The 19,807-nt window shown below is 31.2% G+C and carries 21 protein-coding genes and 1 pseudogene; 2 read left to right on the forward strand and 20 right to left on the reverse strand.

Annotated elements, in window-relative coordinates; translation table 11 throughout:
* Positions 1-2: 2 nt before the first annotated feature.
* From L8X38_RS05355 to L8X38_RS05370, 4 genes are read right to left on the reverse strand one after another with little or no spacing between them, the layout of a single operon-like run.
* Entirely contained in the window at positions 3-701 is a 699-nt protein-coding gene (locus L8X38_RS05355; protein WP_263659508.1) for a methyltransferase domain-containing protein, read from the reverse strand.
* Positions 686-1,312, reverse strand: coding sequence for a pimeloyl-ACP methyl esterase BioG family protein (locus tag L8X38_RS05360; RefSeq protein WP_263661493.1), 627 nt, complete (start codon positions 1,310-1,312; stop codon positions 686-688). Before L8X38_RS05360 ends, L8X38_RS05355 begins: the two co-directional genes overlap by 16 nt.
* The gene (locus L8X38_RS05365; protein ID WP_263661494.1) at positions 1,309-2,433 is read right to left on the reverse strand and encodes an aminotransferase class I/II-fold pyridoxal phosphate-dependent enzyme; all 1,125 of its coding nucleotides are present in this window, start codon (positions 2,431-2,433) and stop codon (positions 1,309-1,311) included. Before L8X38_RS05365 ends, L8X38_RS05360 begins: the two co-directional genes overlap by 4 nt.
* Positions 2,433-3,053 carry a tetratricopeptide repeat protein gene (locus L8X38_RS05370; protein WP_263661495.1) on the reverse strand — a complete coding sequence of 207 codons (621 nt, stop codon included), beginning with the start codon at positions 3,051-3,053 and terminating at the stop codon, positions 2,433-2,435. The genes L8X38_RS05365 and L8X38_RS05370 overlap by 1 nt, the downstream gene beginning before the upstream one ends.
* A 128-nt stretch (positions 3,054-3,181) precedes the next feature.
* Between L8X38_RS05370 and L8X38_RS05375 the strand changes: the two genes are divergently transcribed.
* Positions 3,182-4,450 carry an adenosylmethionine--8-amino-7-oxononanoate transaminase gene (locus L8X38_RS05375; RefSeq protein ID WP_263661496.1) on the forward strand — a complete coding sequence of 423 codons (1,269 nt, stop codon included), beginning with the start codon at positions 3,182-3,184 and terminating at the stop codon, positions 4,448-4,450.
* Here L8X38_RS05375 and bioD read toward each other — a convergent pair.
* The 5 genes and pseudogenes from bioD to L8X38_RS08525 form a co-directional block, all read right to left on the reverse strand.
* Positions 4,424-4,996 carry a dethiobiotin synthase gene (gene bioD / locus L8X38_RS05380; protein ID WP_263661497.1) on the reverse strand — a complete coding sequence of 191 codons (573 nt, stop codon included), beginning with the start codon at positions 4,994-4,996 and terminating at the stop codon, positions 4,424-4,426. The two genes, L8X38_RS05375 and bioD, sit on opposite strands and share 27 nt — an antisense overlap.
* A 7-nt stretch (positions 4,997-5,003) precedes the next feature.
* On the reverse strand, positions 5,004-5,318 hold the full coding sequence (locus L8X38_RS05385; RefSeq protein ID WP_220566562.1) for a DMT family transporter: 315 nt from the start codon (positions 5,316-5,318) through the stop codon (positions 5,004-5,006).
* A complete protein-coding gene (locus L8X38_RS05390; protein WP_263661498.1) occupies positions 5,318-5,665 on the reverse strand; it encodes a DMT family transporter in 348 nt (115 codons plus the stop codon). The genes L8X38_RS05385 and L8X38_RS05390 overlap by 1 nt, the downstream gene beginning before the upstream one ends.
* Before the next feature lie 61 nt (positions 5,666-5,726).
* On the reverse strand, positions 5,727-6,920 hold the full coding sequence (locus tag L8X38_RS08520; protein ID WP_404842198.1) for a methyl-accepting chemotaxis protein: 1,194 nt from the start codon (positions 6,918-6,920) through the stop codon (positions 5,727-5,729).
* Between the two features lie 21 nt (positions 6,921-6,941).
* Positions 6,942-7,718 (reverse strand): annotated as a pseudogene (locus tag L8X38_RS08525) (cache domain-containing protein); the annotation flags it as partial.
* Between the two features lie 189 nt (positions 7,719-7,907).
* Here L8X38_RS08525 and L8X38_RS05405 point away from each other — a divergent pair.
* The gene (locus L8X38_RS05405; protein ID WP_220566560.1) at positions 7,908-8,942 is read left to right on the forward strand and encodes an isoaspartyl peptidase/L-asparaginase family protein; all 1,035 of its coding nucleotides are present in this window, start codon (positions 7,908-7,910) and stop codon (positions 8,940-8,942) included.
* Here L8X38_RS05405 and L8X38_RS05410 read toward each other — a convergent pair.
* The 11 genes from L8X38_RS05410 to L8X38_RS05460 form a co-directional block, all read right to left on the reverse strand.
* A complete protein-coding gene (locus tag L8X38_RS05410; RefSeq protein ID WP_133319514.1) occupies positions 8,939-9,361 on the reverse strand; it encodes a Sua5 YciO YrdC YwlC family protein in 423 nt (140 codons plus the stop codon). The two genes, L8X38_RS05405 and L8X38_RS05410, sit on opposite strands and share 4 nt — an antisense overlap.
* Positions 9,358-12,621, reverse strand: coding sequence for a carbamoyl-phosphate synthase large subunit (gene carB, locus L8X38_RS05415; RefSeq protein ID WP_263661499.1), 3,264 nt, complete (start codon positions 12,619-12,621; stop codon positions 9,358-9,360). The genes L8X38_RS05410 and carB overlap by 4 nt, the downstream gene beginning before the upstream one ends.
* 97 nt (positions 12,622-12,718) lie before the next feature.
* Positions 12,719-13,690 (reverse strand): catalase, encoded by a 972-nt coding sequence (locus L8X38_RS05420; protein WP_263660462.1) that lies wholly within the window; start codon positions 13,688-13,690, stop codon positions 12,719-12,721.
* Positions 13,691-13,779: 89 nt separating this feature from the next.
* A complete protein-coding gene (gene mreC, locus L8X38_RS05425; protein WP_263659517.1) occupies positions 13,780-14,523 on the reverse strand; it encodes a rod shape-determining protein MreC in 744 nt (247 codons plus the stop codon).
* Positions 14,513-15,550, reverse strand: coding sequence for a rod shape-determining protein (locus L8X38_RS05430; RefSeq protein ID WP_012662095.1), 1,038 nt, complete (start codon positions 15,548-15,550; stop codon positions 14,513-14,515). Before L8X38_RS05430 ends, mreC begins: the two co-directional genes overlap by 11 nt.
* A 2-nt stretch (positions 15,551-15,552) precedes the next feature.
* On the reverse strand, positions 15,553-16,782 hold the full coding sequence (gene clpX, locus L8X38_RS05435; protein ID WP_263659518.1) for an ATP-dependent Clp protease ATP-binding subunit ClpX: 1,230 nt from the start codon (positions 16,780-16,782) through the stop codon (positions 15,553-15,555).
* Complete coding sequence (lpxA, locus tag L8X38_RS05440) at positions 16,775-17,566, reverse strand: acyl-ACP--UDP-N-acetylglucosamine O-acyltransferase (protein ID WP_263660490.1); 792 nt, start codon at positions 17,564-17,566, stop codon at positions 16,775-16,777. Before lpxA ends, clpX begins: the two co-directional genes overlap by 8 nt.
* The gene (gene fabZ / locus L8X38_RS05445) at positions 17,566-18,006 is read right to left on the reverse strand and encodes a 3-hydroxyacyl-ACP dehydratase FabZ (protein ID WP_039619275.1); all 441 of its coding nucleotides are present in this window, start codon (positions 18,004-18,006) and stop codon (positions 17,566-17,568) included. The genes lpxA and fabZ overlap by 1 nt, the downstream gene beginning before the upstream one ends.
* Before the next feature lie 68 nt (positions 18,007-18,074).
* On the reverse strand, positions 18,075-19,148 hold the full coding sequence (locus L8X38_RS05450; protein ID WP_263660461.1) for an epoxyqueuosine reductase QueH: 1,074 nt from the start codon (positions 19,146-19,148) through the stop codon (positions 18,075-18,077).
* Complete coding sequence (gene bcp, locus L8X38_RS05455) at positions 19,142-19,603, reverse strand: thioredoxin-dependent thiol peroxidase (protein WP_263659520.1); 462 nt, start codon at positions 19,601-19,603, stop codon at positions 19,142-19,144. The genes L8X38_RS05450 and bcp overlap by 7 nt, the downstream gene beginning before the upstream one ends.
* Positions 19,600-19,806, reverse strand: a complete 207-nt coding sequence (locus L8X38_RS05460; RefSeq protein ID WP_133319508.1) for a tautomerase family protein — start codon at positions 19,804-19,806, stop codon at positions 19,600-19,602. The genes bcp and L8X38_RS05460 overlap by 4 nt, the downstream gene beginning before the upstream one ends.
* Position 19,807: the final 1 nt, after the last annotated feature.

A 19,807-nucleotide genomic window follows, 5' to 3' on the forward strand; every position in this document is an offset into this window, starting at 1 on the left:
GATTATAGTTTTCTAACTAGAAAAAATAAAGGATGATAAGTCAAGGTATTTTGAAATTCTTTTTCATAGTTTTTTAAAAATGCCTTGCTTATAAAAAATTTATCACTCAAAGCATTTACTCCGCTTAATTTCAAATGCCTAAAAAGTTCCAAAGTATGATCAAATTTTAACTCTTTTAACTCTTCTTTTGTTTTTATGATCTTAAAATTTTTAGAAAGCTTTTGCCTAATTTGCTCTAAAGTTAAATATTCAAGTGATAAATTAGTGCTTTGTTTTATTTGAGTGAAATTTTTTTCTCCAAAAGTAGAAAAAAGCAAAATCCCATTTTTATTTAGCATGCTTGCAAAATTTTCTAAAAGCTCATCTATCTTTAGCCACTGCATACAAGCATTGGAAGCTATAAGATCAAATTTTTTCGTATAAAAATGATGATTTTTAAGTTCATTCATATCAAAAACACCAAATTCATCAAACTTACAAGGATTTTCAAAAGGATAAATATCATTTAAAAAATAATGCTTAAATTTAATACACTCTTGCAAAGCCTTACTAAAAACCCCTACTCCACAGCCAAACTCAAATACCGCTTTAAAATCGCTCAAATCATTCTCACTAAGCATTTTACAAAGCTCTTTAACCATGTCTTTTTGCACTGGTGTATTTGCGCTATAAGTATCTTTTGCTCTTATGAAAGTTTGCAAAGCTCTTCCCAAGTGTGGTATTTAAAAAATGCAAAATGTGGCTCATCGATAAACACTGCCTTTTCTTTGAAAAAATTTAAAACATGCTTTGGTGGAAAGATCTTATCATCTTTACTGATTATGGCTTTATCCCAAGTGAAATTTTCATTTAAGTTTTTAGTGCAAAACTCATATAAACTTAAAAGTTCTTCTTTTAAATACTCATTTTTTTCAAAGTAAAATTCATCACTTAAATTCATTCTTTTTTCAAGCAAATTTGCTTTAAAATCCTCTAAAGCAAATCTTTTTATCGTAAGTTTAAAAATGGCTTTTTTAATCCCAAATTCATCATTTATAGGTAAATTTGTGCCATTTATGGCTATTTTTTTATCAAATTTCATATCTTTTAAAATTTTACTCGCTATGCAAACTCCCATAGAAAAGCCAACAAGAGTGATTTTTTCAAATTTATTAAAATCAATTTCCCAATCAAAACTCGTATAATCATACGCCATTAAAACATTTACATCACTTTTTAAATGCGTAAAATGGCTAAAATGTGAGCAAAACCCTGAAAAAAATAAAATCAACTCAGATGAATTTGCATTTTCATGTAAAAAATGAGTTTTCAAAATACCTCCAAAACCTTTTTTAAGTCTTTTTTCACTAAACCAGTATGCAAAGAAAAGCGAATTCTAGCTGTATTTTTAGCCACGGTTGGCTCTTTAATAGCAGGTGCAAAAACACCATTTTCTAAAAGCTTTTGTGAAATTTCACTAGCTAGTGCATTTTGCCCTAAAATAAAAGATATCACATAAGCCTCGCCTAAAACCGCACCTTTACTTGCTAAAGCATTTTTAAACCAAGTGCTTAACTCTAAAAGCTTTTTTCTTTGAGCATTAAATTCATGCAAATGCTTAAAAACATGTAAAGTCCAAGCTACATTGATAGGCGCAATAGCAGTTGAGTATATAAAAGCTCTTGCTTTGTTGATAAAAAAATCTTTTTCATTACTTATCATGCAAGCTCCCATAGAAGCTATGGCTTTACCAAAGGTAAAAACTAAAAAATCCACTTCCTTTTCTAAGCCCAAAAATTTCACATAACCCAAACCATCATCTCCAAAACAACCTATGCTATGAGCTTCGTCAATATAAATTTTGATATTTTTAAACTCTTTTTTTAAATTTATGAATTCTTTTATAGGCGCAAAATCTCCATCCATACTAAATAGCGCTTCACTTATGATGATAATATTTTCAAATTCTTTATAATGCTTTTGCACTAAACTTTGCAAATGCTTTATATCATTATGCTTAAATCTTATAAATTTAGCCCCGCCAAGCCTTAAACCATCGATGATACTTGCATGCACTTGCTTATCTGCTAAAAACAAAGTATTTTTAATGCTTGCTAAAGCTTGCAAACAGCTAACATTTAAAGCATAGCCATTGTTAAAATGCAAGATTTTTCTGCCTAACTTAGCTTCTAAAAAGCTTTCAAATTCATCAAAAATCGCATAATTTCCGCTCAAGCTTCTTGAACTTGAACTAGAAAATTCAAATTCTTTTAAATGTGTTAAAAAGTCTTGCTTTAATGCTTTTTCATTGCTTAAATTTAAATAATCATTGCTCGCTAAATTTAGTAATTTTTGCTCATTATAAACGACATATTTTCCCTCATGTTTTAATGAGTGTAGAATTCTAAAATTATCTTGTTGTTTTAATGCATTTAAAATTTGTGCAATTTGCATTATTGTTTAAACCTTGCGTAGTTTTGACAACCCTCATCGCTTTTTAAATCACAAGCCTTACCAAAATATTCTAAAGCTTTAGAAAGATCCTTTCTAACACCTTTTCCATTTGCATACATAGCTCCAAGATTAGAACAGCCATCTCCACTATTTAAACTACATGCTTTTCTATAAAGCTCCACTGCTTTAAAATTATCCTTTTTTACGCCATACCCATTTGCATACATAGCTCCAAGATTAGAACAACCCAAACCATTATTTAAACCACAAGCTTGCTGAAATAATTCCATTGCCTTAAAATTATCTTTTTTTACTCCAAATCCGTCTATATACATAACTCCAAGATCAGAGCAACTTAAACTATCGTTCAAGTCGCAAGCTTTTTTATAAAATTCTACCGCTTTAAAATTATCTTTTTTTACCCCTTCACCAAATTTATACATAGCATCAACATTACCACAACCAAAACCATCATTTAAATCACAAGCTTGTTTGTAATACTTCATAGCATTTATATAATCACCACTCTCATAAGCTTTAAATCCTTTTACAAATAAATCCTCTTGCGAGTATGCAAAATTTAAAAATAAAATCGCCAAGATAATCAATACTTTTTTCATACTTTACCTCTAAATTTAAGATAAAAGCTAATTATATAAATATTTTCTAAATAATCCTTTTTCATTTTAAAGCATAAATTTGAGTAAAAATTGTAGTATCATTAGTAATAAAAATCAAAGAAGTAAAAATGAATTTAAAAGAACTAGACTTAAAACACATTTGGCACCCTTGCACGCAAATGAGCGATCATGAGTTTTTACCTTTAATACCTATAAAAAAGGCTAAGGGAGTGTATTTGTATGATTTTGATGAAAAATCCTACATAGACTGCATTAGCTCTTGGTGGGTAAATATCTTTGGTCATTGTAATGAATACATCAATGAAAAAATCAAAGATCAACTTCAAAATTTAGAGCATGTCTTGCTTGCAGGCTTTTCACATGAGCCTATCATAAAGCTTTCGCAAAGACTTTGTAAGCTTTTACCTTTTGATAAATGCTTTTTTGCAGACAATGGTAGTTCAGCCATAGAAGTGGCTTTAAAAATGAGCTTTCAATACCACTTAAACAATGGCTCTAAAAAGGATAAATTCTTATCGCTTAGCAATTCTTACCACGGAGAAACCTTAGGCGCATTAAGCGTTGGCGATGTAGCACTTTATAAAAAAACCTACGAGCCTTTACTTTTAAAAAGTATCACAACACCTGTGCCAACAAGCAAGGACTATACAAAAGAACTTGAAATTTTAGAAAGTATTTTAAAAAATCATCATCATGAAATTTGTTCTTTTATACTCGAGCCTTTACTTCAATGTGCAGGCAATATGCATATGTACGAGCTTGGGTATTTAGATGAGGCAGTTAAACTTGCTAAAGATTATGGTGTGCAAGTGATATTTGATGAGATAGCCACAGGTTTTGGACGCACAGGGGAAATGTTTGCGCTTGATTATTGCTCACAAAGCATTGATTATATATGTCTTTCTAAAGCTATTACGGGTGGGTATTTACCACTTTCAGTGGTGCTTACTAAAGATGAAATTTATGAGAAATTTTATGATAGCTATGAGAGCCAAAAGGCCTTTTTACACTCTCACTCTTACACAGGTAATGCCTTAGCTTGTGCGGCGGCTAATGCGACTTTGGATATTTTTGAAAAAGAAAATATCATCGCAAAAAATAAAATCAAAAGTGCTTTTATAAAAACTCAATGGGAGAGTTTAAAAGAATTTGACTTTTTAGGAAATTTTAGAAATTTAGGCATGGTAAGTGCATTTGATATACAAAAAAGCAAATACCAAAGAGCAGGACTTGAAGTCTTTCAAAGAGCCTTAGAAAAAGGCTTGCTTTTAAGACCACTTGGAAATACAATTTATTTCATGCCACCATATGTTATAAATGAAGATGAAATTGCTTATATAGTGCAGTCTTTAAGAGAAATTTTCAAGGATTTTTGAAAGTTTTTTACACACTTTATCATCAAATTCTATGATAGGAATTTTAGCGTAATTGCTTATAAAATCCTTGCTAAAAGTATCTTGAGTTTTTAAGATTAAAGCAAGGATTTTAATATCTCTTTGTTTTAGTGCTTCTATGCTTAAAAGCGTGTGATTGATACTTCCTAGATAGTCTTTTGCGACTAAAATCGTAGGGTGCTTAAACGCACTCATATAATCAATCATTGTTTTTTCATCATCAAGGGGCGAAAAAAGCCCGCCAGCTAGCTCGATAATGAGTTTTTCACTTTGTGGAATTTGTATATCAAAAGCTTTATAATTTAAATTCTCTAAAATCCTACCTTTGTGCGGGGAAGCAGGGGTTTTTAAAAACACACCTTCTTTGAAAATCTTAGTTTTTGGGCTAAACTCAGCTACTACCTCGCTATCTTTTGGCATACCTGCTTGAATAAGCTTAAAATAATCAAAACCCAATTCTTTACAAATTCTAGCACTTAGATAAGTTTTACCAACATCTGTGTCTATACCACTAATGTATATTTTCATTTTAAACCTATGAAAGTATTTTTAAACCCACGGTGCAAGCAATGATAAGAGCAATCAAAAGAAGCTTTAAAAAGCTTTTGCTTTCTTTATAAAAAAGCACCCCTATGATAACCCCGCCTGCAGTTCCAGCTCCTGTCCATATAGAATAAGCCACACTCATAGCAATACTTTGCATGCTAAGGCTTAAAAATCCAAATGAAAAAGCAAAACACACTATCAAAGCTAAAAGATAAAGCTTATTTTTAGTGCTTACAAGTTGTTTCATGATAATCACACCAAAAATTTCAAAAGCGGTCGCTAAAAATAAAAAAAACCATTCCATTATTTAGCTTCCTTGCTAATGATTTTAAGGCCTATGATACTTAAAAGTAAAATGGCTATTAAAGTAAGCTTGGTAATAGAGCTTGGCTCATTGAAAATAAACATCTCATTAAGCACCACTCCAACCGTGCCAATACCTACAAAAACACTATAAGCAATACTTACTTCAAGTCTTTCACAAGCTTTTAAAAAACATGTAAAAGATATACAAACTCCAATGGCTGTTAAAGCATAATGCCAAATTTCAGTAGAGTATTTTAAACCACTTACCCAAAAACACTCAACCAAACCACCTAAAACTACCATAAACCAACCAAAATTAGAGCTTATTTTTGTTCTTTCAATCATAATCTACCTTTTTAAAAGTGCAAATTATAACCAAAATTACAAAATAATAAGCTCCTTGGTATTAAATTTTCTTACTTTCTACCTCTTTTAATATATCTTGAGAAATATCCCCTACTTCTTTAGTAGTTTCATTAGTAAAATTAGCTATTTTTACATTTTCTTTTGTGACATCTTCTAGTTGAATTATCGCATCATTGATTTGTGAAATACTTTGAGTTTGTTCATGCATTGATATAGAAACATCATTAACACTTTGAACTAAAATATTTACATTAGCTTCTATCTCACCTAAACTTCTTTCTGTCTTTTCAGCCAAATGACGCACCTCATCAGCAACCACAGCAAAACCTCTGCCATGTTCGCCCGCACGAGCAGCTTCTATGGCAGCATTTAATGCTAATAAATTTGTTTGTTCTGCTATGTCCTTGATCACATTTACTACTTCTTTAATATTTTCAGCTTGAGAAACAACCTCTGTAGTTTTACCTCCAACATTTTGCATAGAAATGTTTATTTGCTCTACTGCTTTTATGGATTTTTCCAAAGAATTTGATTGAGAATAAGTTCCATCAACAAGTTTTTGCATAAATTCTTCTAGTTTTTCACATTGTATAGTTAGTTTATGTGCAAATTTAGAAGAAGAAATCAACATCTTTTTGATTTCTGAACCTAAAACATTTGTTGTTATTTCTACACTTCCTTTTGCATTTTCAACCTGTGTTGAAAAATCTAAAGCCTTATAACTTTCAAGCACTCTATCAAGCTCGTTGATGTTTGATCCTATTTTCTCTTCTAAAATATCAAGCAATTCATTTAATACATTTTTTAACTCTATTAGTTGAGGATTTATAGGATCATTATCAATTCTAACAGATAAATCTCCAAGCTCTATCTCTTTCAACTTTTGAACACTTTCAAACACAGCCTTCTTGTCTTGCTTTAAATTCTTTTGGATATTTTTTATACCATTATTGATTTCTTTACCAATAATAGCAAATTCATCATTTCCTTTGATATTTAAATCTATATCTTTCATATCGCCTTTGTAGTTTAAACTTTCAAAAAAATCTTCTAAAGCTTCTTTAATAAATATAATTTTCTTAAGAAAATGCTCTATCATACCACCCAAAATAACGATAATAACAAGGACAAAAATCACACCAAATATAACTTGGGTAATTAAAAGTCCGTTTAAAACCTCATCATAATCACTCAAAGCATTAGAAGAACACAAAGTTAAAGAATTTTCTCCCATAATACACACAGCTAAGCGTTCTTGACCTTTAAGTTTATACAAAATCAAATCAGTAGTTTCATTTGGAGTTACACTTGCAACATTAACAAAATTTTTTAACACTTCTTTAACTTCATTGTCTTCGTAAAAATCTATATTAGCAGAAGAATGAGCTATCATTTCCTTTCTTTCATTGATTAAAAACACATTATTACTTGCAGTAGTTTTTAATCTTCCAAAAGCATTGCGTATATCATCTAGAAAAAACTCACCTGCTAAAACTCCATAAAATTTCCCATCAATAACAATCGGAATTGACACTGACAAAGCTATTTTTTTAGTTACGACATCTAAAAAAGGTTCTGAAATGCTTACCTTATTTTTATTTTTTGCATTTTGATACCACACGCGTTCTCTAGCATCAAAACCATCTTTTTCTTGATTTAAAATAAAATGTTTTCCTTTAGAATTAATATCTACATCAATCAAGCTACCATCTTTTTCATACCCAACATAAATAGCATTAAAAGAATAAAAACCAAACATCTTTTCTAAAAAAGAACCAATATATTCCTCACTTACATTTTTATGTTCAATAATATTTGCAGCGATTTTTTTAATATTCTCTATCTTAGTATTGAAGTATAAATCTGAAAAATTTTTTCCATTTTTAACACTTTCTTGCTTTCCACTTACAATACTTTGAAGAATATCCGTTTTAGACGAATAATAATTTAGTCCAACAAAAATACCAAATCCAACAACCAAAATCAAAGCTGTGAAAAATGATATTTTCTTAGCTACAATAGTTTTAAACATTAAAATACCTCCTAATTTTGCAATAAATATAAAAACATTTTAATTAATTTCTAAAAAATTTTTCAAAAATAACACCTATAAAAATAAAAAGTAGAATTTTTGTCCTAAAAATACTCATTTATTAATTAAATTTTAGTTATATTTAATTTTTATTAAATATAATAAATAATTTTAAAAAAGGAGTAAATAATGAAATTTTTAACCTGTAGTAAAAGAATTTTATTGACATTAACTAGTTTAATATTTTTACTAAGCAATAATGTCTTTGCAAAAGATTTTGAACCTATCATCGTTATACATGGTGGAACAAGTGGCTTAGGACTTACCAAAGAAGAATTTGCCAAAAGAGAAAAGGTAATGAAAGAATCTTTAAAAGCAGGTCAAAGCATACTTGAAAAAGGAGGAAGCTCGGTTGATGCAGTTATAGCCGCTATTAAAGTAATGGAAGATAGTCCTGAATTTAATGCTGGGAAAGGTGCTGTTTTTACCTCTGATGGATTTAATGAACTTGATGCATCTATAATGGATGGAAAAAATTTAAAAGCAGGTGCAGTTGCTATGGCTAGGACGATTAAAAACCCTATAGAAGCAGCAAGACTTGTTATGGAAAAAACACCCCATACTTTAATAGCGGGCGAGGGTGCTGATAAATTAGCCAAAAAACATGGCTTAGAAATAGTAGGACAAAAATACTTCTTTACAGAGTACAGATACAAACAACTTCAAGAAGCTAAAAAAAGTAAGGAAGTTTTATTAGATAGTGATAAGGCGAAAGCTCATCTTGGTGTAAGCACCGAGCCATATTTAGGCACAGTAGGTGCAATAGCTTTAGATAAAAACGGCAACCTAGCAGCAGGTACAAGCACAGGTGGCACTACAAATAAAATGACAGGACGCATTGGGGATTCTCCTATCATAGGAGCAGGAAATTATGCAAATAATGACTCAGTAGCAATTTCTTGCACAGGAACAGGTGACATTTACATAAGAGTAGCTGCAGCTCATGAAGTTGCGTCTTTATACAAATACAAAAAACTTTCAGTGCAAAAAGCAGCCCAAGAAACTATCAAACAAGTTGCAAAACTTGGTGGTACAGGCGGAATTATTTCAATAGATAAAAATGGAAAAGTTGGTTATGCTTGGACTAAAGATAAACTTGGAATGTATCATGGACAAGCAAAAATCGGCGAAGAGCCAAAAGTATTTTGGCCGCTTGGAAATTAACGCAGTTTAACTTTTTTAATGCCTCGAAGTTTAAAAATCTTTGAGGCTCCACTTTCAAAAAACTTTTCATCTACTATTTTATCTGCATTTTGCATAGCCCAATTTAGATCAAATTTTTTTCCATGAATGTTTGCAGAAGTAGAATAAAGCCAATCAAACTTTTTTAAAAATTCCTCATGAGTGCAATCTTTCACAACGCGTATTGCTTTAGAATTAGGATATAAAAAAGTAGTTTTTTTGGATTTTCTAATAGTATTTTTAAAATAATTTGGCACTCTTGTAAGTTTTTTAAGCTCACTAAATTTAGCCGTAGTAATTAAACAATCTTGCTTTAAGGGCCTTTTTTTTAAAGTATTAAGGGCTTTTAAGTCCTTACTTAAAAACCCTGCTGTTGTATCAGTTTGAGCAAGATAAATCATGTTTTTAAGTATTCTTGTAAGCTCTTTACTTCAAGACATGATTTATTTTGTATAGCTTTGATAGCTTTAATCCCCGCATAAGCTGCTCTTAGATTTGTAAAATATGGGATTTTAAAGCGTAAAATATTTGCTCTAATTTTTTTAGTGTCGCCTTTAAAACTATGCTCATCGCTAGTATTTATAGCAAGTTGAATTTGAGAATTTTTTAATTTATCCTCTACATTCGGGCGTCCTTCAGAAATTTTATGTACAAACTCACATTCCAAGCCCGCTTCTTGTAAAACTTTATAAGTTCCACTCGTAGCAATGATTTTAAATCCTAGCTTAATATACTCATTAGCTAAATCTACTGCATATTTTTTATCTTGCTCTCTTAGTGATAAAAACACATTACCACTTTCTGGTAAGAAATTTGAAGAAGCAAGTTGGCTTTTTGCATAAGAGTTATCAAAATCTTTACTTACCCCCATGACTTCACCGGTTGAGCGCATTTCAGGTCCAAGCTCAAGATCGCTTCCGCTAAGTTTAGCAAAAGGAAATACCACTGATTTTACACTAATATGTTTTGGCTTTTTAGCTCTTAAAATTCCGTTTTTTTCCTCTACCACTTTAAAGGTGTCATAAAATTTCAAGCTTTCTCTTAAATTTCCTTGCCACATCACGCGCGTTGCAACCTTAGCTAAAGGAATTCCTGTGGCTTTGCTCACAAAAGGCACGGTTCTACTAGCTCTTGGATTTACTTCTATCATATAAAGTTTATTATCATAAATAGCAAATTGTATATTTAAAAGCCCTACTACACCTAAATTTAAAGCAATATCTTTTGTTTTTTGCTCAATCATTTCAAGCATAGCTTCATCAATATTTACAGCAGGTAAAGAGCAAGCGCTATCGCCTGAGTGAATTCCTGCTTCTTCAATATGCTCCATAATACCTGCTACATAAACTTCTTTTCCATCACTTATCGCATCTACATCAAGCTCAGTTGCATTATCTAAAAATTGATCGATTAATACCGGAGATTTATCACTCACATCTACTGCTTCTTGCATATAAAGTCTAAGCTCACTCTCATCATGCACTACACGCATTGCACGACCGCCCAAAACATAACTTGGTCTAACAAGCACAGGATAACCTATCTCATTTGCTTTTATAATCGCTTCTTCTACACTTATGGCTGTGCCATTTTTAGGTTGATTTATACCTAGATCTTCAATAAATTTAGCAAATTTCTTTCTATCTTCAGCTAAATCTATTACCCTTGCACTTGTTCCTATGATCTTTGCCCCAAAAGCACTAAGGCGTTTTGCAAATTTAAGCGGAGTTTGACCACCAAAATGCACTATCACTCCATCGGGTCTTTCTCTATCAATAACCGCTCTTAAATGCTCAAAATCAATTGGCTCAAAATACAAAATATCGCTTGTATCATAATCTGTTGAAACCGTTTCTGGGTTACAATTATACATTATAGTTTTTACACCCATATCTTTTAGAGCAAAAGAAGCATGCACGCAAGCATAATCAAACTCAATGCCTTGTCCTATGCGGTTTGGTCCACCACCTATAATCATCACTTTTTTATCTTTTTTATCTTTACTTTCTTTTACTTGCGTAGCTTCATTTGTATTAATACTTGAGTATAAATACGGGGTCAGTGCTTCAAATTCTCCTGCACAAGTATCTACTTCACTATATTGAGCGATGATTTTGTGTTTAATTCTTGCATAATAAATATCATTTTGGCTTAACTCAAGATTATCTTTTTGATTAATTAAGCTAGCAATTTTTTTATCTGAAAAACCTAAGGTTTTAGCTTTTCTTAATAGTTGCTTATTACTTAAAATATCCATATCTATTTGATTTTCAAATTCCACTATTTCTTTGATTTGGTTTAAAAACCAAGGATCTATTTTGCAAAGCTCAAAAAGCTCTTGTGTGCTAAAACCTTCTCTAAAAGCTTGTGCTATATAAAGTAAGCGTTTTTCATTAGCTTGGCGAATTTTTGCTAAAAGCTCATTTTTATCACATTCTATAGTATCAAACCCACTTAAATTTCTCTCAAGTGAGCAAAGTGCTTTTTGAATGCTTTCTTTAAAAGTTCTCCCTATAGCCATAACCTCACCCACGCTTTTCATAGCAGTGCCAAGCTCTGTGCTTGCATTTGGAAATTTTTCAAAAGTAAAACGAGGAATTTTAGTTACGATATAATCAATTACCGGTTCAAATGAGGCAGGAGTTCCTGTGATATCATTTTTAATCTCATCTAAACTAAATCCAACTGCTAAAAGCGTAGCTACCTTAGCTATAGGATAGCCCGTAGCTTTACTAGCTAGGGCTGAAGATCTTGAAACCCTAGGATTCATTTCAATAACTATCATTCTACCATTAGTTGGATTGATAGCAAATTGCACATTTGATCCACCTGTATCTACTCCAATTTCTCTTAAAATAGCAAAAGAAGCATTACGCATCGCTTGGTATTCTTTATCAGTCAAAGTTAAAGCAGGAGCTATAGTAATAGAATCGCCTGTATGAACCCCCATAGGATCGACATTTTCAATAGAGCAAACGATAATACAATTGTCATTTTTATCTCTAATGACTTCCATTTCGTATTCTTTCCAACCAAGTAAGCTTTCTTCGATTAAAATTTCATGGATAGGGCTTAGCGCTAAAGCAGTATTTGCAAGTTCTGCAAACTCATCCATATTATACACCACGCCACTTCCTGCACCACCTAAGGTAAAAGAAGCTCTAATCATCAAAGGAAAACCAATCTCATCAACAGCTTTTAACGCTTCTTCATAATTATACGCATACATAGATTTTGGCAAATCCATGCCGATTTTTTTCATACATTCTTTAAAAACTTGTCTGTCTTCGCCTTTTTTAATCGCTTCAGGATTTGCACCTAAAAATTTTACATCTGCAAGCTCGCCACTTTCATAAACTTCCATAGCAACATTTAAAGCAACTTGGCCACCCATAGTAGGTAAAATCGCATCGATTTTTTCTTTTTTGATAATACTTAGAATACTTTCTTTGGTAATTGGTTCTATATAAGTTGCATCAGCAAATTCAGGATCTGTCATAATCGTAGCCGGATTAGAATTGATCAAAACTACTCTATAACCTAGCTCTTTTAAAGTTTTTGCCGCTTGAGTTCCTGAGTAATCAAACTCACAAGCTTGACCTATAATGATAGGCCCACTGCCTATTAATAATATATTTTTTATATCTGTTCTTTTTGGCATGTATTTTCCTAAGCTAAATTTTTAGCCAAATTATAACAAATATAAGTTTTTTAGAAGTTGAATTTAACAAAGAATTTAGCTCTTAAAGAGCTAAATTTTATTGACGCTTACCAAAAGTTATAGCATAAGCTTCATTTCTTACATCAAATAAAGGATCTTGTGGTGGATTAACCCCTTGAGGTACATCCGAAGGAAAATATACATCAAAATTACAATCTTCATCGCTCAAGGCATTAACCTTAAAAGTCCCAACTAGACTTTCTTTGTGCTTACCACTCCATAAAGCCGTTGTTTCATTGGTAATATCATTTTTATTTGCATATACTAAATACATTTTATACTCAACCGGCTTATTAGCTTTTACACGATTTTGGAAATCTTCTTTTAAAAAATCACTACTCGCACTTTTCATTTGTGCTTCATTTAAATATGCCACACCTTCACTTGGAACTAATTTCCATCTTGCTGGCAAATAGTTTTCTCCGTTTGCTTGTTTAAAATAAAAAGTATGAATACTAAAAAATGGAGTATTTGCTACACTTTTACTAATGCCAATTTTATCAGTATATGCAGCAAAATTTCTATAAGAATCAACCTCTTGCATCATCTTGCTTATTTTTTCTTGATCGACTTTACCATTTACAGGAAGTCTCATTTCAAAAAACTGACCGAATTCTTTAGGATTTTTTGCGAAATTTATTTCTGTATTTAGCATAACCATAGTCCAAGAAGCAGAATCTTTAGGATCAGTAATTCTAATAGCCATACCTCTTGTTTTGCTTTTATCATCTTTAAAAGCTCCACCCAAAGAATATCTTACTTGGATTGGCAAACTTTTTTGTGTTAACAAAGGCACATCAACTTCTTTATTGATAGACAAAGCTGGCTCAAAAGTTCCCATAGCACAAAAGCCTTTTGCATGATTAACTTTTGCTTTTGGATTTTTAGGATCAGCATTAAGTTGATAAAAAATATCTGCTATTTTTTGTGCATCATATTCCACTTCATTTGCATAAATAGCACCACTTAAACAGCAAAAAGCTAAACAACTACTGATATATTTTTTCATTTAATCTCCTAAATTTTTAAAATTCGGAGATAATTCTAATATTTAATAGTAAATAATAATTTATATCAACTAAAATAAATAACTTTTTATTAAAAATTTTCTACCATATAAAAATAACTTGGTACTTTCATTTTTACATAAGGTTTAACATATGCATTTTGATAGGCACCTTCTTCTTCTATTTTAAAAATTTCGCCTACTGGAATTCCTGAAAAGAAAATCTCATCTAAGCCACTTGTATAAACCTTATCGCCCATTTTAAGTTCAAGCCATTTAGGAATATATTTAACTAAAACATAATCATTTCTACCATGAGCTATACCTGGTGCTTGTTCCTTACCTATATATACGGAAAAAATACACTCTTCATCACCTTGTAAAAGTCCCAAAGCTCTACCATTTTTTTCTATAACTATGCCTGCTGTATAGCCATTATAAATTAAGCCTTTAATTTTTCCTTTATAATCCACATCAAGCCAAACTTTATGATAATCGCTAATTTGAGCATAAGAAGTTGCCTTAACTAAACTAACATTAGGATAATAAAAACTTGAATTTTTATCACTTAAAATATTGTTTAATTCATTGGCAAAGTTTTTCATATAGATATTGTTTTTTTCAAGTTCAGCATTTCTTTCTCTTAATTTTTTAATTTCTTGAGCTTGATTAAAATGCTCATTAAATTTATCTTTTAAAAGATTAATGCTTTGAGAAAACTGATTAACAATAGCAATATTTAAATCTAAAATATTTCGTTTTATTATATCTCCATAATAAAACGAAACAAACACTAAAAAAGATAAAATTAAAACACTAAGAATTTTACTCTTCATTCGTTAGTTGGTGCAATAAAGAAATTTCTTCCAAAGCTTTACCTGTGCCTTTTGCCACTGCTAAAAGTGGCTCATCAGCTACATATACTGGAAGTTTTACAATTTCAGATAAATATTTATCAAGACCGCGTATTAAAGCTCCGCCTCCTGTTAAAACAACACCGTTTTCAACAATATCAGCTGCAAGATCAGGCGGCATCATTTCAAGAACGATTTTTAATGCATCAGCAATTTCTTTTAAATGCTCACGCATAGCCTCTCTTACATCTTCACTTGTTAACTCTATTCTATTTAACAATCCTGTTACTTGATCGCGTCCTTTAACTACCATAGAAAGCTCTTTTGGAAGCTGAACTGCTGAGCCTATTGCGATTTTGATTTCCTCGCCCGTTCTTTCACCTATGACAAGATTGTATTTTTCTTTTACATAATTTACTATACTAGTATCAAGCTTATCACCAGCTGTTCGGATAGATTTTGAAATCACAAGACCGCCCAAAGAAGTAACACCAATTTCAGTAGTACCACCGCCAATATCTACCACCAAGCTCCCTTGAGGCTCTCTAATTGGTAAATTTGCACCAATAGCTGCTGCCATAGGTTCTTCTATCAAAAATACTTCTCTAGCACCCGCACTCAAAGCACTTTCTCTAACTGCTTTTCTTTCTACTTGGGTTAATCCATAAGGAACTGAAATGATAATTCTAGGTCTTAAAAAAGATTTTCTTCTATGAGTTTTTTCTATAAAATAACGGATCATTTTTTCAGTCATATCAAAATCAGCAATCACACCATCTTTCATAGGACGGATTGCTTCGATATTACCTGGGGTTTTTCCTACCATTTCCTTAGCTTCTTTTCCAACAGCTAAAATTTTAACCCTACCATATCTTTCACGCTCTACCGCAACAACCGAAGGTTCATCAATCACTATACCTTTATCTTTTACCAAAACTAAAGTATTTGCAGTACCTAAGTCAATCCCCATATCACTTGAAAAAAATCCAATTATTTGATCTAAAATCATTCTCAGCCTTTAACTTTTTTATTTTTTATAAATAAAGGTTTTGTACCTTCTTTGATCACTTCTTTAGTAATTACTATGCTATATCCATTATACTCTGGCAAATCAAACATCAAATCTACCATCATTTCTTCAATAATACTTCTTAAACCTCTAGCGCCTGTTTTACGCTCTAGCGAAAGCTTAGCAATCTCTCTTAGCGCTTCATCTTCAAATTTTAATTCCACATTGTCAATAGCAAAAAGTTTTTGATATTGCTTAATAATGGCATTTTTTGGCTCAGTTAAAATACGCACCATGCTTTCCTCATCAAGCTCTTCTAAAGAAGCAAGTACATGCAATCTTCCTATAAGTTCAGGAATAAGCCCAAAATGCACCAAATCATCAGGCTCTAGTCTTTGAAGTAAAGCTTCTTTTTCATCTTTTTTATCATCAGTAAAAAAGCCCATGACATTATCGCCTAATTTTCTTTTAATAATATCACTAATACCATCAAAAGCCCCGCCACACACAAATAAAATATTAGTTGTATCTATTTGTATGAAGTCTTGATTTGGGTGTTTTCTACCGCCTTTTGGTGGGATATTTACCAAAGATCCTTCAATAATTTTGAGTAAGGCTTGTTGCACGCCCTCACCACTTACATCTCTTGTAATGGAGCGATTTTCACCCATTCTTGCGATTTTGTCTATCTCATCGATAAATATAATCCCTTTTTGTGCTCTTTGCACATCTCCATCAGCAGCTTGCAAAAGACGAGTAAGGATATTTTCAACATCTTCTCCCACATAACCTGCTTCAGTTAAAGAAGTCGCATCACAAATTGCGATAGGAACATCTAAAAATCTAGCTAAAGTCTGTGCCAGTAAAGTTTTTCCACTTCCCGTTGGGCCTACTAATAAAATATTTGATTTTGCTAATTCTGTATCATCATCTTCTAAGTCAGATCTAAAAAGCCTTTTGTAGTGATTATACACCCCTACACTAAAGATTTTTTTAGCTCTATCTTGCCCGATAACATATTTATCTAAATATGCTTTTAATTCCTTAGGAGTAATATCTTTAAAATTTTCTTTATCAACTTCTTTATTTTTTAATTCTTTTTCCTCTCCAAAGAAAATATTGCAAGCACTTTCGGCACAATACTCACATATAAAAGCATTATTATAATCATTTACTAAAATTCTTCTTTCACTTGTTTCTATTTCATTGCAAAAACTACATCTTTTAACCATGACTTTTTTCCTTATATATAGGAATTCCTCTTTTTGTTTCTAAGATAAAATTACACATTTTTTTCACATTTTCACTAGAAGTATTTTCTAGCAAACTTAAAGCATTATCTTTTAAATTTCCTTGTCTGAATAAAAATTTAAAAGCCTTGCTTAAAACATCCACTTCTTCTTTATCAAAGCGTCTTCTAATGCCTACTAAATTTAAACTTCTAATGCTTGCTCGATTTCCTTCAGCTAAGCAAAATGGCACCACATCTTGAGAAAGCGCACTAGCACCTGCTATCATACACCCCTCACCTACCTTAACAAACTGATGTATTGGAGTAAGTCCACCTACCACAGTATAATCTCCAAGTTCCACATGACCTGCTAAAGTAGCATTATTTGCTAAAATAATATTATCTCCAAGCAAACAATCATGTGCAATATGAGAATAAGCCATTATAAAAGCATTATCGCCTATTCTTGTAAAACCATCACCCTTAGCTGTACCTGAATTTATAGTAACAAATTCTCTAATAACTGCATTTTTTCCTATAATAACACCTGAATTTATCTCATCTTTATAAGATATATCTTGTGGGATATCTCCAACTATGGCATAAGAAAAAACTTTAGAATTTTCACCTATAGTTACATTAGGTAAAATTCTTGCACCTTGTTTGATGATAGTATTTGCACCTATATTGGCATTTTTTCCAACATAGGCATAGGCCTCTACTACAACACCATCTGCTATAATAGCTCCATCTTCTATAACAGCACTTGGATGAATTTTGCTCATCATTTATCTACTATCATAGCTTTAAGTTCAGCTTCTGCAACCAATTGTCCATCAACAAAAGCTTTTCCTTGAAAAATCCACATATTTCCACGATTTTTCACCACACTCATCTCATAATCAAGCCTATCACCTGGACGCACTGGATTTCTAAATTTAGCATTATCAATGCCTGTAAAATATACTACTTTAGTGCTTGGATCTACCTTATCATCCATACTTTCAAATGCCAAAACCCCTCCAGTTTGTGCCATACCTTCTAAAATTAACACACCCGGGTAAATTGGATGATCTGGAAAATGCCCCATAAAAACATGGTCGCTTATACTAATATTTTTATAACCTCTAACAACTTCTTTATTTTTTAATTCTACGATTTTATCTACAAGTAAAAATGGATACCTATGTGGTAAAATTTTTTGAATTTGCATTACATCTATCATAAATTTAGCCTTAAAATATATTCAAAATTCAGATTTTACAAAAAAAATATTAACAAACTAGTTAAGTTTTATAACTTCACAATCTTTTCTTTACTATCAAAATAAATTTCACTTTTTGCTATAAATTCATAAGCACCTTTGGTGATATTTTCAACAATAATTACCGGCGAAAGATCATAAGCGCCAAAATGCCTTTGCCTTATTTTGATTTCTTGCTCTATTTTTAAAGGATTTTGTAAAAAATCTTCAAAACTTTTAAATCGCATTTTGCACAAACTATTTAAATAATCAAAACTCCATAAATTAATCTCATCCTTTACGCTTTTATAGCACTTTAAATCCTCTTCTAAAATACTAAATTTAGTGTAAGAATTTTTAAAATGAGAATAAAATAAAACATGAGTTTTTATGGCTTTTTTGTTTTCTTTTATCAAAGCTCTTAGTAAGCGATAATTTAAAAATTTCTCTCTTTGAATTTCAAATTTAATGCCCTTTTTTTCTAAATTTTTTACTTGGTTATAAAATTTTATTTTTTCTTCTATGCTTGAAGGTAATATTTGTTTATTTATAGGACTCATAAGCTCATCTATAAAAGCTTTTTGGCCTTTTTGTTTAGAAAGTGCATAAATACACCCACAATAATTTTGATGATAAAGCATATCTTGCTTAGCTAAGGCAAATTGTCTTTGCGTGCCTCCATTTTTTCTAAAATCAGGTGCCAAAAACTCTATACCAAATTTATCGCATTCTTTTTGTAAAGCTAATTTTAGCTGCTCTAAGTCTTTTTTAGGGGATGTTAAAAGGGTTGTTGTAAGTTTTTTTTCACCAATTTTTTGAGCAAATTCAACACTTTTATGCATTCTAAAATCAAAACAAATTTGACATCTTGCGCCTTTTTCAGGCTCGTCTTCATAACCCTTTACACTCTCAAGCCATTTTTCATACTCATATTCACCTTTATAAAGCTTAACACCCAATTTATCACAACTACGCTTAACATCTAAAAATCTAAGTTCATGCTCACTATAAGGATGAATATTTGGATCATAAAAAAAACCTATAATTTTCTCATCAGGATAAGTTTTGCTTAATTCTTGTATAAAATAATGACTATCCACACTACAGCAAATATGCACTAGCATAATTCTTTTAATACCTTAAAAGCATGGTCTTTAGCTTTTACATTTTTATAAATTTTTGAGATTTTTCCATTTTCATCAATCACAAAAGTAGATCTTATAAGCCCCTCATACTCTTTACCATAATTTTTCTTTAAACCCCAAGCACCATAAAGTTTACAAATTTCTTTTTCACTATCGCTTAATAAAGTGTGTTTTAAATCATATTTTTTTATGAAATTTTCATGCGATTTAACACTATCTGGACTAATACCTATAATCACAGCATTTTGCTCTAAAAAATCCTCATAACTTTGACTAAATTCACAAGCTTGTGTGGTACAACCTGGGGTGTTATCTTTTGGATAAAAATACAAAATAATTTTTTTACCCAAGAAATCACTTAAAGAAATTTTAACTCCATCTTGATTTAAAAGTTCAAACACAGGAGCTTTATCACCAATTTGCAATTCTTTCATTTTTTATCTTTCAATCTTAATTTTTCTACACTTTCGCCACCAAAAGCAATATTATATGGCTCAATATCTTCTAACATGATCACTATATTTTGCTTTGGCTTGTTGTATTTTGTATGTAAAAGTTCTGTAATATCTGCTATTAACTCTTCTTTTTGTGTTTTGCTAAATTCTGGTTTAGCTAATTTGATATTTATAATTGGCATG

The sequence above is a fragment of the Campylobacter sp. CNRCH_2014_2452 genome (assembly GCF_025772865.1).
Lineage (GTDB): Bacteria > Campylobacterota > Campylobacteria > Campylobacterales > Campylobacteraceae > Campylobacter_D > Campylobacter_D lari_D.

What these genes read in the sequence shown, in the direction of transcription:
- L8X38_RS05410 (WP_133319514.1), bottom strand. Translation starts at nt 9,361, where the DNA reads ATGATTTATCTTGCTCAAACTGATACAACAGCAGGGTTTTTAAGTAAG.
- L8X38_RS05385 (WP_220566562.1), bottom strand. Translation starts at nt 5,318, where the DNA reads ATGGAATGGTTTTTTTTATTTTTAGCGACCGCTTTTGAAATTTTTGGT.
- lpxA (WP_263660490.1), bottom strand. Translation starts at nt 17,566, where the DNA reads ATGAGCAAAATTCATCCAAGTGCTGTTATAGAAGATGGAGCTATTATA.
- L8X38_RS08520 (WP_404842198.1), bottom strand. Translation starts at nt 6,920, where the DNA reads ATGGGAGAAAATTCTTTAACTTTGTGTTCTTCTAATGCTTTGAGTGAT.
- L8X38_RS05450 (WP_263660461.1), bottom strand. Translation starts at nt 19,148, where the DNA reads ATGCTAGTGCATATTTGCTGTAGTGTGGATAGTCATTATTTTATACAA.
- L8X38_RS05405 (WP_220566560.1), top strand. Translation starts at nt 7,908, where the DNA reads ATGAAATTTTTAACCTGTAGTAAAAGAATTTTATTGACATTAACTAGT.
- bioD (WP_263661497.1), bottom strand. Translation starts at nt 4,996, where the DNA reads ATGAAAATATACATTAGTGGTATAGACACAGATGTTGGTAAAACTTAT.
- L8X38_RS05390 (WP_263661498.1), bottom strand. Translation starts at nt 5,665, where the DNA reads ATGATTGAAAGAACAAAAATAAGCTCTAATTTTGGTTGGTTTATGGTA.
- L8X38_RS05460 (WP_133319508.1), bottom strand. Translation starts at nt 19,806, where the DNA reads ATGCCAATTATAAATATCAAATTAGCTAAACCAGAATTTAGCAAAACA.
- carB (WP_263661499.1), bottom strand. Translation starts at nt 12,621, where the DNA reads ATGCCAAAAAGAACAGATATAAAAAATATATTATTAATAGGCAGTGGG.
- L8X38_RS05370 (WP_263661495.1), bottom strand. Translation starts at nt 3,053, where the DNA reads ATGAAAAAAGTATTGATTATCTTGGCGATTTTATTTTTAAATTTTGCA.
- fabZ (WP_039619275.1), bottom strand. Translation starts at nt 18,006, where the DNA reads ATGATAGATGTAATGCAAATTCAAAAAATTTTACCACATAGGTATCCA.
- L8X38_RS05430 (WP_012662095.1), bottom strand. Translation starts at nt 15,550, where the DNA reads ATGATTTTAGATCAAATAATTGGATTTTTTTCAAGTGATATGGGGATT.
- bcp (WP_263659520.1), bottom strand. Translation starts at nt 19,603, where the DNA reads ATGAAAGAATTGCAAATTGGTGATAAAGCTCCTGTGTTTGAACTTTTA.
- clpX (WP_263659518.1), bottom strand. Translation starts at nt 16,782, where the DNA reads ATGGTTAAAAGATGTAGTTTTTGCAATGAAATAGAAACAAGTGAAAGA.
- L8X38_RS05375 (WP_263661496.1), top strand. Translation starts at nt 3,182, where the DNA reads ATGAATTTAAAAGAACTAGACTTAAAACACATTTGGCACCCTTGCACG.
- L8X38_RS05420 (WP_263660462.1), bottom strand. Translation starts at nt 13,690, where the DNA reads ATGAAAAAATATATCAGTAGTTGTTTAGCTTTTTGCTGTTTAAGTGGT.
- mreC (WP_263659517.1), bottom strand. Translation starts at nt 14,523, where the DNA reads ATGAAGAGTAAAATTCTTAGTGTTTTAATTTTATCTTTTTTAGTGTTT.
- L8X38_RS05365 (WP_263661494.1), bottom strand. Translation starts at nt 2,433, where the DNA reads ATGCAAATTGCACAAATTTTAAATGCATTAAAACAACAAGATAATTTT.